The following is a 14,468-nucleotide window of genomic DNA, read 5'->3' as shown; positions in this document are numbered from 1 at the left end:
GACTGGCCTGCACCATCAGTAATCAGACCAGCACCGTTAACCTGAACTTTCAGCCTGTATCACAGACTGGCAAACCTTACGCCGCAGGAAAACATTTATTTCATTATAAGGGAATTATGAAACTTAAATTTTTAGATCTTCCTCGCAAAATTTCGTTTTGAGTCGGCTTTATAGATAAAATTCCGCGCCGTCCTGAGTAAGGGAAAACACCTGCATGTGCAAGAAGAAAAACCTCCGTTAAGGCTCACGATCCCTGTCACCGCTGGATTCTTAATTTTAACGCTCTGTGCTGGCGCAGCATAAAACCAGCGGGCAGTGCGAAAAGGAAAATGCGATCCAGGCCGCTAAAAACAGATTTTCTAAAGTGGAATATTTGAAAAATTCATTCCAATATAATAGTGTCTTTGCATGCATTCGGGAGTTGCCTGGTTGGGCCGTCCGCTAAAAGGCTGCGCCCACGGGGAATACCACCATTTAAGAGGCCAGAACATGACTATTACAGGAAACTTTATCGGCGGAAAAACGTCTTTGAGCGCCAGTAACGAAACAATTCCGGTTTACGATCCGGCGACCGGCAAACCGGTGCGTGAAGTGACGCAAAGTACGACACAAGAGGTCGCTCACGCCATTGAAGTCGCGCATAACGCCTTTGAAGGCTGGTCTCGCACGTCGCCGCTGCGCCGCGCCCGCGTCCTGTTTAATTTCAAGGCTCTGATGGAGCAGCATCGCGACGAGCTCGCTGCGCTAATCGTTAGCGAGCACGGTAAAGTCTGGTCAGACGCGCTGGGAGAACTGACGCGTGGTATGGAAGTTGTGGAATTTGCCTGCGGTATTCCTCATTTGATCAAAGGCGAAAATTCGGCGGACGTCGCGACAGGCGTGGACAGCTATTCGCTGATGCAGCCGCTGGGCGTCGTCGCCGGCATTACGCCTTTCAACTTCCCGGCGATGGTGCCGCTGTGGATGTTCCCTATCGCGCTGGCCTGCGGCAACACCTTTGTGCTTAAGCCGCCGGCGCTGGATCCCTCCGCCTCCGTGCGCATGGCTGAACTACTCACGGAAGCCGGACTGCCGGATGGCGTCTTTAACGTTATTCACTGTTCCAATGAAGATGCTGAACAGCTTTATACCGATCCGCGCGTTCAGGCCGTCAGCTTTGTTGGCTCTTCCGGCGTGGCGGAACATATTTATAAAACCGCAAGCGCACATGGCAAGCGCGTGCAGGCCTTCGGCGCGGCCAAAAACCATGCGATTGTCATGCCGGATGCGGATTTAGACGCCACGGTCAATGCCATTATGGGTGGTGCCTTTGGTTCTGCGGGCGAACGCTGCATGGCGCTGCCGGTAGTGGTCGCGGTAGGCGATGATACGGCCGATAAGCTGATTGCCGCGCTGACGCCGCTGGTCAAGGCTCTGCGCGTCGGTCCCGGCATGCAGCAAGGCAGTGAAGAAAACGAAATGGGGCCGGTGGTTTCCGCCGCACATCAGAAAAAAGTGCTGGGTTATATCGATAAAGGGGTAGAGGAAGGCGCGAAGCTGGTTGTCGATGGACGTAATTTCCAGGTGCCGGGCTATGCGGAAGGTTACTACGTGGGCGGGACGCTCTTTGATAACGTCACTTCCGATATGGTTATCTGGCGCGAAGAGATTTTTGGCCCGGTGCTGAGCATCATGCGCTCGCCGGATTACGAGACGGCGCTAAAACTGGTTAACAGTCATGAGTTCGGCAACGGCAGCGCGATCTTTACCAGTAACGGTCATACCGGTCGCGACTTTGTACGCGAAGTGCAGGCGGGCATGGTAGGGGTTAACGTACCGGTTCCTGTACCGATGGCATTCCACAGCTTCGGCGGCTGGAAGCGTTCCGTGTTTGGCGCGCTGAACGTTCATGGGCCGGACGGCGTGCGTTTTTATACCCGAATGAAAACCGCCACCGTTCGCTGGCCGAGCGGACAGAAAACCGTTTCTGAATTCAGTATGCCAACGCTGGGCTAACGCGTAAGGAGGAGCACCATGTCATTGCTGTCCAAAGCACAACGTCCGGATGCGCAGGGACGTATCCAGCAGATTACACCGGAAAGCGCAAACTGGCGCTATGTCGGCTTCGAGGCCTGGCAGCTGAAAAAGGGCCAGACCCTGCAGCTGGAAAGCGGCAGTCAGGAGCTGTGCCTGGTGCTGGTGGCCGGGCTGGCATCGGTAAAGACCCGCGACGCAGAGTTTCCGGATATCGGCAGACGCATGTCGCCTTTTGAACGCACGCCGCCTTACTCCGTTTACGTGCCGCATAACGATCGGGTAGAGGTTCGGGCTGATTCCGATCTGGAACTGGCGGTGTGTCGCGCGCCTGGCAACGGTAACCTGCCGGCACGCCTGATTGCGCCCGGCGACGTGGGCGTTGAGAGGCGCGGCAAAGGGCGCAATAAACGGCTGGTGCATAATATTCTGCCGGATGATCGGCCCGCTGACAGCCTGCTGGTGGTCGAGGTATATACCGACGAGGGCGATACCAGTTCTTATCCCAGCCATAAGCACGACAGGGAGGATTCAGAAACCGAAACCTATCTGGAGGAAACCTATTACCACCGTTTTAATCCGGAGCAGGGTTTTGCAATGCAGCGAGTCTATACCGACGACCGCTCGCTGGATGAGTGCATGGCGGCCTATAACCACGACGTGGTAACAGTGCCGCGAGGCTACCATCCGGTGGCGACTATCGCCGGTTACGACAATTATTACCTGAACGTGATGGCCGGGCCGGTTCGTCTGTGGAAGTTCAGCTGGGAAAAAGATCATGCCTGGGTAAACAGCGAAGATTACCCGCGCAAACCGGACTAGCGGATGGCCCTCAGGCGATAAGCGACAGTTTGTCATTGGTTATAAGCCCGGATTTGTTCCGGGCTTATTTATTTGATGATATTTCGTCCTGTTCCAGCGTATTTCGGGATTTGATGATATTCCGGCGTACTTCATTATATTTCAGGTATATTTGATGATGCTCCGCCTTATTTCATCGTATGCCCGGCACATTTAATAATGTCCAGACCTGCTTTACCCTGTTCCGGGCCTGCTTGATGATGCCCGAAATTATGCGATCGTCATCCCTTAATCGATCTCTTTGGCTTTCTGCTCCCTGGCCCGCCGCAGCAGCAGCCACATTCTTACCGTTCTGACCGCTACGCTGCGCGCGGCCGTAGACTGAACGGTTTCTTCGGGCGCGCATTCAACGCGGCTGTGTGTACCTTTACCATTCAGGATCAGATTCGCTACGATCGCTACACAGGTGCCGATCGTGATACCGCTGTGCAAAAACATTTTTGTCATTTCCGGCAGCTGTGCGAACAGCGACGGTACCAGTACCGGCATCAGCCCCAGCCCCAGCGTCAACGCCACCACCATGCCGTTATTGTTATTGCGGTAGTTGACCTCGCCGAGCGTCCGAATACCGGATACTGCCACCATGCCGAACATCACCACGCCAGCGCCGCCCAGCACCGGTTTCGGCACAATCACCACCAGCGCAGCCATTTTGGCAAATAGCCCCATCAGGATCAGAATGCAGCCGGAAACCGCCACGACAAAGCGACTTTTTATCCCGGTCAGGCTAATCAGCCCTACGTTTTGCGCAAAGGCCGCATAGGGAAACAAATTAAACAAGCTGCCGCAAAAAGTGGCTAATCCGCAGGCCAATAACCCCTTTTTCAGCGTTTCCTGGTCTGCTTTACGTCCTACGATTTCGCCTGTAGCCAGCATGGACGACATGGTTTCGACCATTACCACCACCATCACCATCGACAGCAGCAGGATCGGCACCAGATGAAATTCAGGTATGGCAAACCGTAGCGGCACAGGCAGATTTAACCACGGACTGGAAACCACACGGCTGAAGTCCAGGCTATCGACGAAATACCATAACGTCGTACCCGCCACCAGACCAATCAGCACGGCAATATTTTTAACCAGACCTGAGCCAAAGGTATAAATATTCAGAATGATAACCAGCGTCACGGCGGCCATCGCCAGTGCGGTCGCGCTGCCGAAATTGGTCATGTCGCTGCTCCCTCCGCCTATCCAGCCGCCCGCCACAGGCATAATTGACAGGCCTATCAGCGTAACGATGGACCCCATTACCACTTTCGGGAAAAAACGTACCAGCCGGCAAATCCAGAGCGCGCTGATTAGCGTGAAGGCCCCGGCAACCATGACCGCGCCTGAGATGCCGCCCATGCCGTACTCTTTGCCGATTAATACCAGCGGGATCAGTGCGGCAAAGGTGCAGCCCTGTACCACCGGCAGGCGACAACCCAGCCAGCGTCCGATGCCCAGCGTTTGCAACAGCGTAGCCAAACCGCAAACCACCAGATCGCAGCTGATAAGAATAATAATATCGGCATCTTTCATGCCCAGCGCTGCGCCAACAACCAGCGGCACCGCAACGGCTCCGGCATACATCACCAGCACGTGCTGTAGACCATAAAGGATCATCTGGCCGGCGGGTAATAACCGATCGGCAGGCGGTACAGAAACCGCAAGCGGTTCAGAATGGGTTACAGAGGCGTTCATTAATGTATCTCCCTTACGGCCGGGAATGCGCCCGGCTACGATTCGAAGGCGTACAGACCTATAGCTTTGCCATGTTTTGCCACAGCCTGGCCGCGGCTTTTTGCGCGCGCGCGTAGAGCGGTTCAATGTCGAAGGGGAACTGACGATCTTCATAGACCAGCCTGCCGGCGATCATGACGCTGTGCACTGCCGCGCTGTTAAGTCCAAAAGCCAGATGCCCGGCGAGATTTTCCGCCTGCAGCGGCGTCGGCGAAACGTAGTCGCAGATGGTCAGGTCAGCGGTATAGCCAGCCGCCAGCTGACCAAAAGGCTGGGCAAAGTTACGTTCCAGCAAAATATTGCCGTTATGCAACATGCGCAAAAAGCCGTCAGGCCAGAGCGGGCCGCCCGCGTCCCGATGTTTGAAATAAGCGAATTTCAGCTCCTCAAACATGTCAACGCCGATGCCGTCAGTGCCAAGCGCCGCCAGTTGATAATCAGCCAGGCGATGGTTGTAGCCGACGTGATTATTCATATTGGAGCGAGCATTGTGCGCCAGACAGGCGCGACGCTGGTTCAGTAACGCAATCTCATCGGCCGAGAGCCATAGCGCGTGGGCGATAAGCGTTTTCTCATCCAGCAGGCCGAATTGATCAAGGCGGGCAATGGGATCCATGCTGTATCTGTCATGACTGTGTGAAACGTCGTAACGATCTTCCGCTACGTGAATATGCAGACCACGCCCCGTTTCCTGCTTCGCTTCGGCCAGCATCGCCAGGCCGCTGTCCGGCACGGTGAAAGGAGCATGCGCGCCAAGATGGCATTCCACCAGGCGCTCTTCCAGACCTGCGCTTCGCCGGGTATCAATCAGCCGGGCAAAATCGATATTCTCCGCGACACCTGCTTCCAGCTCCTTCAGGCCGCCGTTGCGATCCGTGGTTTCAAAACAGGTCATACCGCGCAGTCCGGCTTCGATAAAGCCGCGCCGCAGGATCGCCAGCGATCCTTTAATAAGGTTTGGCGAGGCATGATGATCGATAACCGCAGTGCAGCCATGGCGGATGGCTTCCAGCGAGCAGATCAGGCCGCTGTAATAAAGCGACTCTTCATCCAGCGCGCGATCCAGCCGCCACCAAAGATTTTTTAACGTAGAGATAAAGTCCGGGCAGGGCGCTATCGGCGCCAGGATCCCTCGTGAAAGGCCGGAGTAAAAATGATTATGCGCACAGACCAGTCCCGGCATAACCAGTTTTCCGTGCAGAGATTTACATTGCGCATGGGGGTAATCCGCTGACAAATCGCCGCCGACGGCAATAATTTTTTCGCCATCGATGGCGATGTCACCGTTGTCGACAACCCGGGCGGGATTGAAGTCGATGAGAGTGCAGTTTTTTAGCAGCAGCATGGTTATTCCTCCACTCTGCTCAGCAGATAAGAATGCTGCTGACGCGTATAGCTGATGATACGGGCCATTGTCTTTAAGTCGTCAGGCAGTGCTTCCGTGATTTCGCCCCGGTCATCAACGTTGAGCTGCCAGACGCGATTGTTCAGCCGTAGCCGCACGCTCTGCTTATCCAACAGAAACCCGGGGTTGGCGCTGTTGTCAAAATCATCCCGACGACTGAACAGGGTAATCTTGTCCTGATAGGGTTTGCCCTGCCACGGACAGAACTGCGCGCAGTTGCCGCATTCGTTGCAAAGCGCATCCAGATGCAGGATCTGCTGACGACTGCTGAAACCCGGCACGGCAAGCGCGACGTTGGCACGGTTTGGGCAGACATCCACGCAGCGTGCGCAGACGTAGTTGCACTCCAGGCAGCGGGCCGCTTCCTGCCGGGCAAATGCCTCCTGGTCGTCTGCATCAATCTGCCGCACGGCAACAACGCCGTGCCGCTGATAAATGGCAAGGGGATCGCTGTTCAGCCAGCGCTTGTGCTCGTCGTCGCAGTGGATATTTTCTCGTTGGAGGATGGTGCGGGTCGCCTTACGCGCGTCGCCAATTGCGGCCACGACCGAAGCGGGGCCGCTCTGTACGTCGCCGATTAAGAAAACGTCTGGCAGGCTGGTTTCCAGCGTATGCGGGTCAACGTCAACCCGGCCGGAAGCGGAAAGCGGTAGGCCGATTTGCCTGAGAATTTCTCCGTCCGGTTTTTCTCCGGTAGCGGCTATCAGGGCATCAAAGCGTTGATTCAGCGTTTGTGACGTAGCTACCGGTCGACGGCGTCCCTGTGCGTCAGGCTCGCCGGGCTGCATCACCCGTAGCGTCAGGTCTCCGTCAGGCGTAAAGGTTTCCGGATTTACCAGCGTCATAAACTGCACGCCATCCTGCCGGGCTTCCGCTATCTCTTCCGGCCAGGCGGGCATATCCCGCTCTTCCCGACGATAAAGCAGCGTTACCGATCGCACGGCTGGCACCTTCAGCGCGGATCGGGCGCAGTCCATTGCCGTATTGCCCGCGCCGACTACCGCCACATTGCCCTGAATAGCCGGGTCAACACGCTGTTGGTTAAACCGCTGCAAAAACCCAAAGGCGTCGAACACGTGCGGATTGCCGCCCGCCAGCGACAGCGCATTGCTTTTTCTCGCGCCAATGCCTATGCAGATCCAGCGGAAGCCCTGCTGACGAAGCTGCTCAAGCGTCAGATGAGGGTCACAGTTGAAAACAAACTTCACCCCATGGTCGGCGATAAACTGAATGTCCTGCTCAATCAGCTGCGCCGGAATGCGAAAACGCGGCACGATATGCTGCACGATACCGCCTGGCGTGGCTTCCCGCTCAAACAGCGTGACCGGATGGCCCGCCCGCGCCAGAAAAAAGGCGGCGGCAAGGCCTGCCGGGCCAGCGCCCAGGATCGCAGCCGGATGTTTATCGCCCGAGCCAGCCGGTTTATGCCAGCGTTGACGGTACGTCTCCCAGCCTTTTTCCAGCACAATTTTTTTGATACGACGGATATTAAGCGCATTGTCGTAATCCAGTCGGGTGCAGTTGTTCTGGCACTGGTGGTCGCAAATATGGCCCGTAATGGCCGGTAGCGCGTTGCGTTGATAGATAAGATCCAGTGCCTCGACATAACGGCCTTCTCCCGCCAGCCGCAGGTATTCCGGAATATCCTGATGAATGGCACAGGCGGTGACGCAGGGCGCGACATAGCAGTCCGTCAGCGGCAGCGGGCCGCCCGCGTCTATCTGCTCGCGAGACTTCCAGGACTTTTGCGCCCACTGGGCGGAAAGGGCGTTGTCAGCCAGTTTTTGCAGTCCGGCAACATCAATGCACTGGCGTTCCCAGCCCTGACTGTTTTCCAGGATTTGCGCGCAGGCCTTCAACCGCAGATAGCCGCCGGGCTTGAGCAGGTCGGTAGCCAGGGTAATCGGTTGGATGCCGGTCGCGAAAATATCGGCGATATTGTACTGGCTGGCACCGCCGGAATAGGAGATGGGTAACCTGCCGGCGAAATGGGTGGAAAGCAGCGCCGCAACGTTAATCGCCAACGGATAGAGGGCACGCCCCGACATGTACATCTCTTCGCCCGGCAGGCGATGCTTATGATTACGGGTGCCCAACGTATTGGTCAGTTTTACACCGAAAGTCCGCTGTTTTTCCCGCCCCAGCGCCATTAATCTTTCAAGCATCCCTAATGCTTGCCCAAGCGGCAGATCGTGGCTGAAAGATGCTTCGTCCAACCCGACATAGTCAAAACCATTGTTATCGAGGATTTGCCGCACGCGCTGATATCCCAGCAGTGTGGGATTCAGTTTAACAAAGGTGTGTAGGTGTTTCTCCGTGAGCATATAGCGACAAATTGACTCGATTTCGTCAGGCGGGCAGCCATGCATGGTGGAGAGCGTGACGCTATTGACCATGCGGCCGGAAATGCGTGCTGGCAGCGCCTGTAAATCAACGAGCTGCGCTTTTTGCAGCAGCAGCCACTCGCCCTGCATAATAAAGTGCTGTAGCTTTTGTTGATAAAGCGCGAATTTCTCATTCTGAGCGGCATTCAGCATCTCATTGATAAAGGTCTGCATCGCGGGCTGCTTTATGCCCTGTAGATCGTAGCCAACGCTCATATTAAAAATAAAAGAGCGTTTTGCGCCGTCGCGTCGCGGCGTATAAACCGTTTCCAGCAGATGTAGAACAAACCAGGCCTTCAGGTACTCATCCCAGGCTTTCTTCAGCGTAAATTCGGTGGACCACTCGGTGTTAAACGCTTCGTCGCTGGCATCAATACAGGGCTTTTCAAGCTCCAGCCTGTCCAGTATCTGCACGGTTTTCAGCTCGATAAAGCTGCCGCCGGTCAGCCAGGACACAATGATGTTTTGCGCCAGCTGCGTATGCGGCCCGGCGGCTGGCCCGACAGGCGTGTCGCAGCTTTCGCCAAACAAGGTGATTTGGCGACGCGGATCCCGTTGGTAAAATTCCGTTTCCGGGATGCCGAAAATCGAACGACTCTCCTGGTACTCCGCGCAGGTTCGCACCAGAAGTTCATCGAAAGGAATGGGACGCATGATGTCACCCATAAGTAGCTCCTTAATGCTGCTGAGTAATGCCGCTTGTGTAAACGAATGCGGTTTTGTCAACGCTTAGCAACAACTGAGCCAGGGTCGTTTAAGGATATTTTTTCATGCAGGTTTCGTGACAGTATTCGCAAAATTGTGGTCTGGCTGACCACAGAAAAGCGGGTGATGAGAATAAGTAGCATTCAGAAAAGACAGCACTGGCGCGGCGTGGGAAAATGTTCGCAATATAAGAACGTAAGATCTCATTATGAGAAGGCCTGCCTCAGCCGGTTGCTCATCGCGTTGAAAAAAGCGGCACAGAGGTTGTAGCAAACCAGGAGGATCCACACTCAGCAGAAGGAAGTGAGCCTGTTTGCCATGGCCAGCGTTCTGGAGAAAGAAAATCACGTTTTTGCGCTATTACATGTCGTCTAATGTCACGGCTCTGCACCGCGTCATGCTGGTGCGGGAAGAGGGCAAAACGGACGGGACGATCGGGTGTGGAATGATTGAACGTCTGGCGCCGGAAGAGACAGCGGCAAGCATGGTGGCCGCGCAGCTCCGGCGCATCGGCGACAGGACAAGCCTGAAACAGCCGCCGATGCGCCCTCTGCCGCTATTGTTGAACAAGGGTGCCGGTCTGGCCGACAATCCCTTCTCTGGCCTTAGAAAGCATCGTAATCAGGGTCTGACGACCAGGCTTTGATTCGGCAAACGCGACGGCCGCTTCGACTTTCGGTAACATCGAGCCTGGAGCGAACTGATTATCAGCAATATGGTGCAAAGCTTCCTGCGGCGTCAGCGTGTCCAGCCAGCGCTCCGTCGGCTTACGGAAATCGAGAGCAACTTTTTCGACCGCGGTCAGAATAACCAGCATATCCGCATCAATATCCTGAGCCAGCACCGCGCTGGCAAGATCCTTATCAACAACGGCATTCGCACCCTGTAGATGATCCCCCTGGGCGACGACCGGGATGCCGCCGCCGCCAGCGGTAATCACAATCTGACCGGCTTCCAGCAGGGTTTTTACCGCGCGCGCTTCGATGATCTCCAACGGTTTGGGTGAGGCAACCACTCGCCGCCAGCCGCGCCCGGCATCCTCCATCAGCAGGATCCCTATTGATTTCAGCTTGCGCGCCTCCTCTTCTGACAGAAAAGAGCCAATCGGTTTGTCGGGGTGAGTAAAGGCGGGATCGCGCGCGTCCACGCGCACCTGCGTGATCAGCGATACCACATTTTTATCCATGCCCTGATTAAGCAACGCTTCCCGCAGCGCGTTTTGCAGGTCGTAGCCGATATATCCCTGACTGAGCGCCACACATACCGACATCGGCAGCACCGGAGAATGCGCCGCCGTATGGGCTGCCGCTTCAAAGGCCTGATGGATCATTCCCACCTGCGGGCCGTTGCCGTGCGTGATCACCAGCTCGTGGCCTTCGCCAATCAGCGCCGCAATGGTTTCCGCCGTATTCTGCACGGCCTGCATCTGCTCCATCAGCCCCGCGCCAAGCGCGTTGCCGCCCAGCGCCAGTACTATCCTCTTTTTCATAGGTGACTCCCTGTTACAAATGGCTTGCGGGAAACAAAGCGGCCGTGTCCTGCCTGGCCGGTAAAGCGACCTTCCCGACAGACCACCGTGCCGCGTGAAAGGGTCATAACGGGCCAGCCCTGGCAGCAGAAGCCCTCATAGGGCGTATAGTCGCCGTTATCATGCAGATCGGCATGATGGATAATCTGCTGACGTCGGGGATCGAAAAGCACCAGATCGGCATCCGCGCCGGGCTGTAGGCTGCCTTTTTCCGGCCACAGACCAAACAGTTTTGCAGGCATCGTGCTGGTTAGCGAAACAAAGCGTGAACGGCTGATACGTCCTTTCATTACGCCTGCGGAAAAAAGCAGGGCCAGACGATTTTCTACGCCCGGCAGGCCGTTGGGGCAGCGGGTAAAATCGCTGGCCGCCATCTGTTGGCGTTGCCGGTAAGGAAAATTGCAGTGATCGGTAGCCAGGGTATCAATCGCGCCTTCGGCGATGCCAACCCATAATTTATCCCGCTCGCTGCATGGCCGCAGCGGCGGGCTGAGGATGTATTTCAGCCCGTCAGGCCGCAGGTAGCGGTTGATATCCAGCAACAGATACTGGGGGCAGGTTTCTGCCCACACCGGCTGGCCGCTTGCCTGCGCCATACGAACATAATCCAGCCCGAGGCCGTTTGAGAGATGAACGATATATAAAGGCGCATTGTCCGCCAGCCTGGCCAGATTGATCGCGCGCGCGATCGCCTCCGCTTCGCAGGCCAGCGGACGGCTGTGAGCGTGCCAGACGGGCGCCGTTTTCCCCTGCTGCTTAAACTGCTGTCGTCGCCAGCGTATGGCCGCATCGTTCTCCGGGTGCACCGTGGCCAGCGCACCCGCTTCGTTAAGGCTCTGCAGAACGTTCAGAATATCTTCATCGTGCAGCATATAGTCGTAGGTCAGATAAAATTTGAAGCTGCTGATCCCCTCATGCTGCACCATCGGCGCGATCTCCTCCAAAATTTGAGGCGTCACATGCTGGATCACGCCGTGAAAACTGTAATCAATAACCGCATCGACCGCGTCGCGATGATACTTCTCCAGCTGGTGATGCAGCGTGCAGCCTGGCGGGCCAAAGCCCATATGATCGACAATAGTGGTGGTGCCGCCGCAGGCAGCGGCGCGCGTCCCGGCAAAAAAGTCGTCGCAGCTCTGTGCAATGCCGACGTCGATATTAAAATGGGTATGCACATCCACGCCGCCCGGCATTACCAGCAGCTCGCGAGCGTCGATAATGCTCATGGTTTCGTCCGCCTCGATTTGCGGCGCGCGACGAACGATTTTCCCCTGCATGATCAGCAGATCCTGGCGGTATTCCCCGGCATCATCCACCAGGGTGCCTCCCTTCAGTAACGTTTTCATTCCCGTCCTCCTGTCGACGCCGGTTTCCGTGCTGTCAGGCTTGCTGTTGTAGCCAGGTCAAAGGCGTCGCGGCATAGAGTGCGGCGCAGGTGACCAGATGCGCTTTCCAGGTTTTTTCATTCGGCGCGTGAGCTTCTGGCTCTTTACCTGGCCCAAAGCCGATAACGGGAATGCCATGACGGCCCATAATGGAAACGCCATTGGTGGAGAAAGTCCACTTATCCACTACCGGCTCGCGTTTAAACAGGCCTTGATAGGCCGCGCTAAGCGTTTTGACGGTGATGTGGTCAGGCTCCACTTTCCAGGTAGGAAAATAGCAGTCGGTTGGGTAGACCAGCCCCGTCCAGGAAGGGCGCTCGTAGGTATAAAGCGAGACTTCTGCCTTAGCCGCCTTTACGGCAGGCAAAGCGCGGATCTCCTCCAGCGCGTTTTCCCAGGTTTCGCCCCAGGTGAGGCGACGATCGATGGAAATGGCGCAGCTGTCTGCGACGGCGCAGCGGCTGGGCGAGGTGAAAAAGATTTCCGAAACGGTCAACGTGCCTTTACCCAGGAATTCGTCATTGCCCAGTTTGCCGGACAGCGCCTGCAGCTCGGTCAGGACTGGTGCCATTTTGAAAATAGCGTTATCGCCGCGTTCCGGCGCAGAGCCGTGGCAGCTGACGCCCTGAACCTCTACCCGTATTTCCATGCGGCCACGGTGGCCGCGGTAGATTTGACAGTCGGTAGGCTCCGTACTGATGACAAATTCAGGCCGAATATTCATCTGCTCAATAAGATATTGCCAACACAGGCCGTCACAGTCCTCTTCCTGAACCGTTCCGGTAATCAGCAGCGTGTAGTCGTCTTCCAGCCGGAGATCCTTGATGATCTTTGCCGCGTAAACCATTGCCGCCATGCCGCCTTCCTGATCCGAGGATCCTCGCCCGCCGATCAGCTCGTTATCCTCCATGCCTTCGTAAGGATCGAAACGCCAGTTTTTGCGATTGCCGATGCCCACCGTATCGATATGGGCGTCCATCGCCAGCAGGCGTGGGCCGTGACCGATATAACCCAAAATATTTCCCATGGGATCGATCTCGATTTTATCGAACCCTACTTTTTCCATCTCCTGACGTATGCGCGCGACCACACGCTTTTCATCGCAGCTTTCGCTGGGAATGGCGATCATATCGCGCAGGAAGCGCGTCATTTCCGGTTGGTATTTATTTGCCAGGGCAAGAATGTCGTCGAACGGAACGGATTTCATGATTAACTCCTGTTAATTAAGCGGTAATGCCGTCTTTTCCTTCCCACACCACTTCTCGGTAATGCTGAGGATCGGTGTCGCCTTCGGTACTGAGCAGCAGTACGCGCGAAGCCGGGGTAAGCCTGAGTTTTTCTTTTAATGCCTGCGACTGAGGATGATGCAGAACGGCAGCCAGCACGCCAGCGCTGACCGCCCCTGATTCGCCGGATATAATGCGTGGATCGCCGCCCAGGGGATTACCCAGCACGCGCATTCCCAAAGCGGCGACGCGATCTTCGCAGGAGATAAACTGCCGGACGCAGCCGCGCAATAGCGGCCAGCCAAGCGGATTTGGCTCACCGCAGGCCAGCCCGGCCATAATGGTATTCATCTCGCCGCCCACGTTGACCATTTCCCCGCGTTGGGCTGAACGAAAAAGACAGTCGGCTTTGTCCGGCTCTACGACCACGGCATGCAGGCTGGCGGCCTCATATACGTCGCACAAATAGCCGAGCACGCCAGCGGCCATTGCCCCTACGCCCGCCTGCAAAAAAACGTGGGTTGGCGAAGTGCCCAGCGCCTGCATCTGTTCTACGGCTTCATCCGCCAGCGTGGCGTAGCCCTGCATAATCCAGGTGGGCACCTCGCTATAGCCTTCCCAGGCGGTATCCTGCACGACTTTCCAGCCCTGCCTTTCGGCATTGCGCATGGTCAGACGTACCGTATCGTCGTAGTTCATTTGGGTAACGATGCACTCTGCGCCCAGGTCGGTAATATGCTTGACGCGGGCGGGCGAGGAGCCTTTAGGCATATAGATAACGGCATGTTGTCCCAGCTGGCGCGCCGCCCAGGCAACGCCGCGCCCGTGATTGCCATCTGTGGTGGTCGCAAACGTCATGGGTGCGCGCTGCTGCTGACGAAAGGCGGCAAAGGAAAATTCGTTAATCTCGCTGCCGGTTTCTTTGCAGAGCAGGCGGGCAATAGCCCATGCGCCGCCAAGCATTTTGAAAGCGTTCAGGCCAAAGCGTTGCGACTCATCCTTAACCAGGATTTGTTCAACACCGAGCGCTTTGGCCAGAGCGGGCAAAGAGAGCAGCGGAGTCGGACGATAGCCCGGCAGCTTGCTGTGGAAAACCCGTGCGGCCCTGGCGGTATGGCGGTTGAACAGATCGGACTGTGCGGGCGCATAAGCCGCGTTGTCCTCAATAAACATTTTTAACTCGAAGCTGGACATAGCTGACCTTTCCTCAAAAAGTAATCGGGAACCGAGGTTTTC

The 14,468-nt window shown here is 56.3% G+C and carries 9 protein-coding genes; 2 read left to right on the top strand and 7 right to left on the bottom strand.

What is annotated here, in order from left to right; all coding sequences use genetic code 11:
• Nucleotides 1-489: 489 nt before the first annotated feature.
• Nucleotides 490-1,995 carry a CoA-acylating methylmalonate-semialdehyde dehydrogenase gene (locus EGK14_RS15360; protein ID WP_125289967.1) on the top strand — a complete coding sequence of 502 codons (1,506 nt, stop codon included), beginning with the start codon at nucleotides 490-492 and terminating at the stop codon, nucleotides 1,993-1,995.
• An 18-nt stretch (nucleotides 1,996-2,013) separates the two neighbouring features.
• On the top strand, nucleotides 2,014-2,835 hold the full coding sequence (gene iolB, locus EGK14_RS15355; protein WP_125289966.1) for a 5-deoxy-glucuronate isomerase: 822 nt from the start codon (nucleotides 2,014-2,016) through the stop codon (nucleotides 2,833-2,835).
• A gap of 267 nt (nucleotides 2,836-3,102) precedes the next feature.
• Here iolB and EGK14_RS15350 read toward each other — a convergent pair whose 3' ends face one another.
• The 7 genes from EGK14_RS15350 to EGK14_RS15320 form a co-directional block, all read right to left on the bottom strand.
• Entirely contained in the window at nucleotides 3,103-4,560 is a 1,458-nt protein-coding gene (locus EGK14_RS15350) for a nucleobase:cation symporter-2 family protein (protein WP_158616058.1), read from the bottom strand.
• 58 nt (nucleotides 4,561-4,618) lie between these two features.
• Entirely contained in the window at nucleotides 4,619-5,944 is a 1,326-nt protein-coding gene (gene ssnA / locus EGK14_RS15345; protein ID WP_125289965.1) for a putative aminohydrolase SsnA, read from the bottom strand.
• A 2-nt stretch (nucleotides 5,945-5,946) separates the two neighbouring features.
• Nucleotides 5,947-9,054 (bottom strand): putative selenate reductase subunit YgfK, encoded by a 3,108-nt coding sequence (gene ygfK, locus EGK14_RS15340; protein WP_125289964.1) that lies wholly within the window; start codon nucleotides 9,052-9,054, stop codon nucleotides 5,947-5,949.
• A gap of 595 nt (nucleotides 9,055-9,649) precedes the next feature.
• Nucleotides 9,650-10,582: a carbamate kinase gene (arcC, locus tag EGK14_RS15335; protein WP_125289963.1), complete on the bottom strand. Its 933-nt coding sequence runs from the start codon at nucleotides 10,580-10,582 to the stop codon at nucleotides 9,650-9,652.
• Complete coding sequence (gene hydA, locus EGK14_RS15330; protein WP_125289962.1) at nucleotides 10,579-11,967, bottom strand: dihydropyrimidinase; 1,389 nt, start codon at nucleotides 11,965-11,967, stop codon at nucleotides 10,579-10,581. Before hydA ends, arcC begins: the two co-directional genes overlap by 4 nt.
• 34 nt (nucleotides 11,968-12,001) lie before the next feature.
• On the bottom strand, nucleotides 12,002-13,216 hold the full coding sequence (locus EGK14_RS15325; protein WP_125289961.1) for a YgeY family selenium metabolism-linked hydrolase: 1,215 nt from the start codon (nucleotides 13,214-13,216) through the stop codon (nucleotides 12,002-12,004).
• Between the two features lie 13 nt (nucleotides 13,217-13,229).
• Nucleotides 13,230-14,426: a diaminopropionate ammonia-lyase gene (locus tag EGK14_RS15320; protein ID WP_125289960.1), complete on the bottom strand. Its 1,197-nt coding sequence runs from the start codon at nucleotides 14,424-14,426 to the stop codon at nucleotides 13,230-13,232.
• Between the last annotated feature and the right edge of the window lie 42 nt (nucleotides 14,427-14,468).

The sequence above is a fragment of the Erwinia sp. 198 genome (assembly GCF_003937915.1).
Lineage (GTDB): Bacteria > Pseudomonadota > Gammaproteobacteria > Enterobacterales > Enterobacteriaceae > Erwinia > Erwinia aeris.
This window is presented reverse-complemented; position numbering and strand designations above follow the sequence as displayed.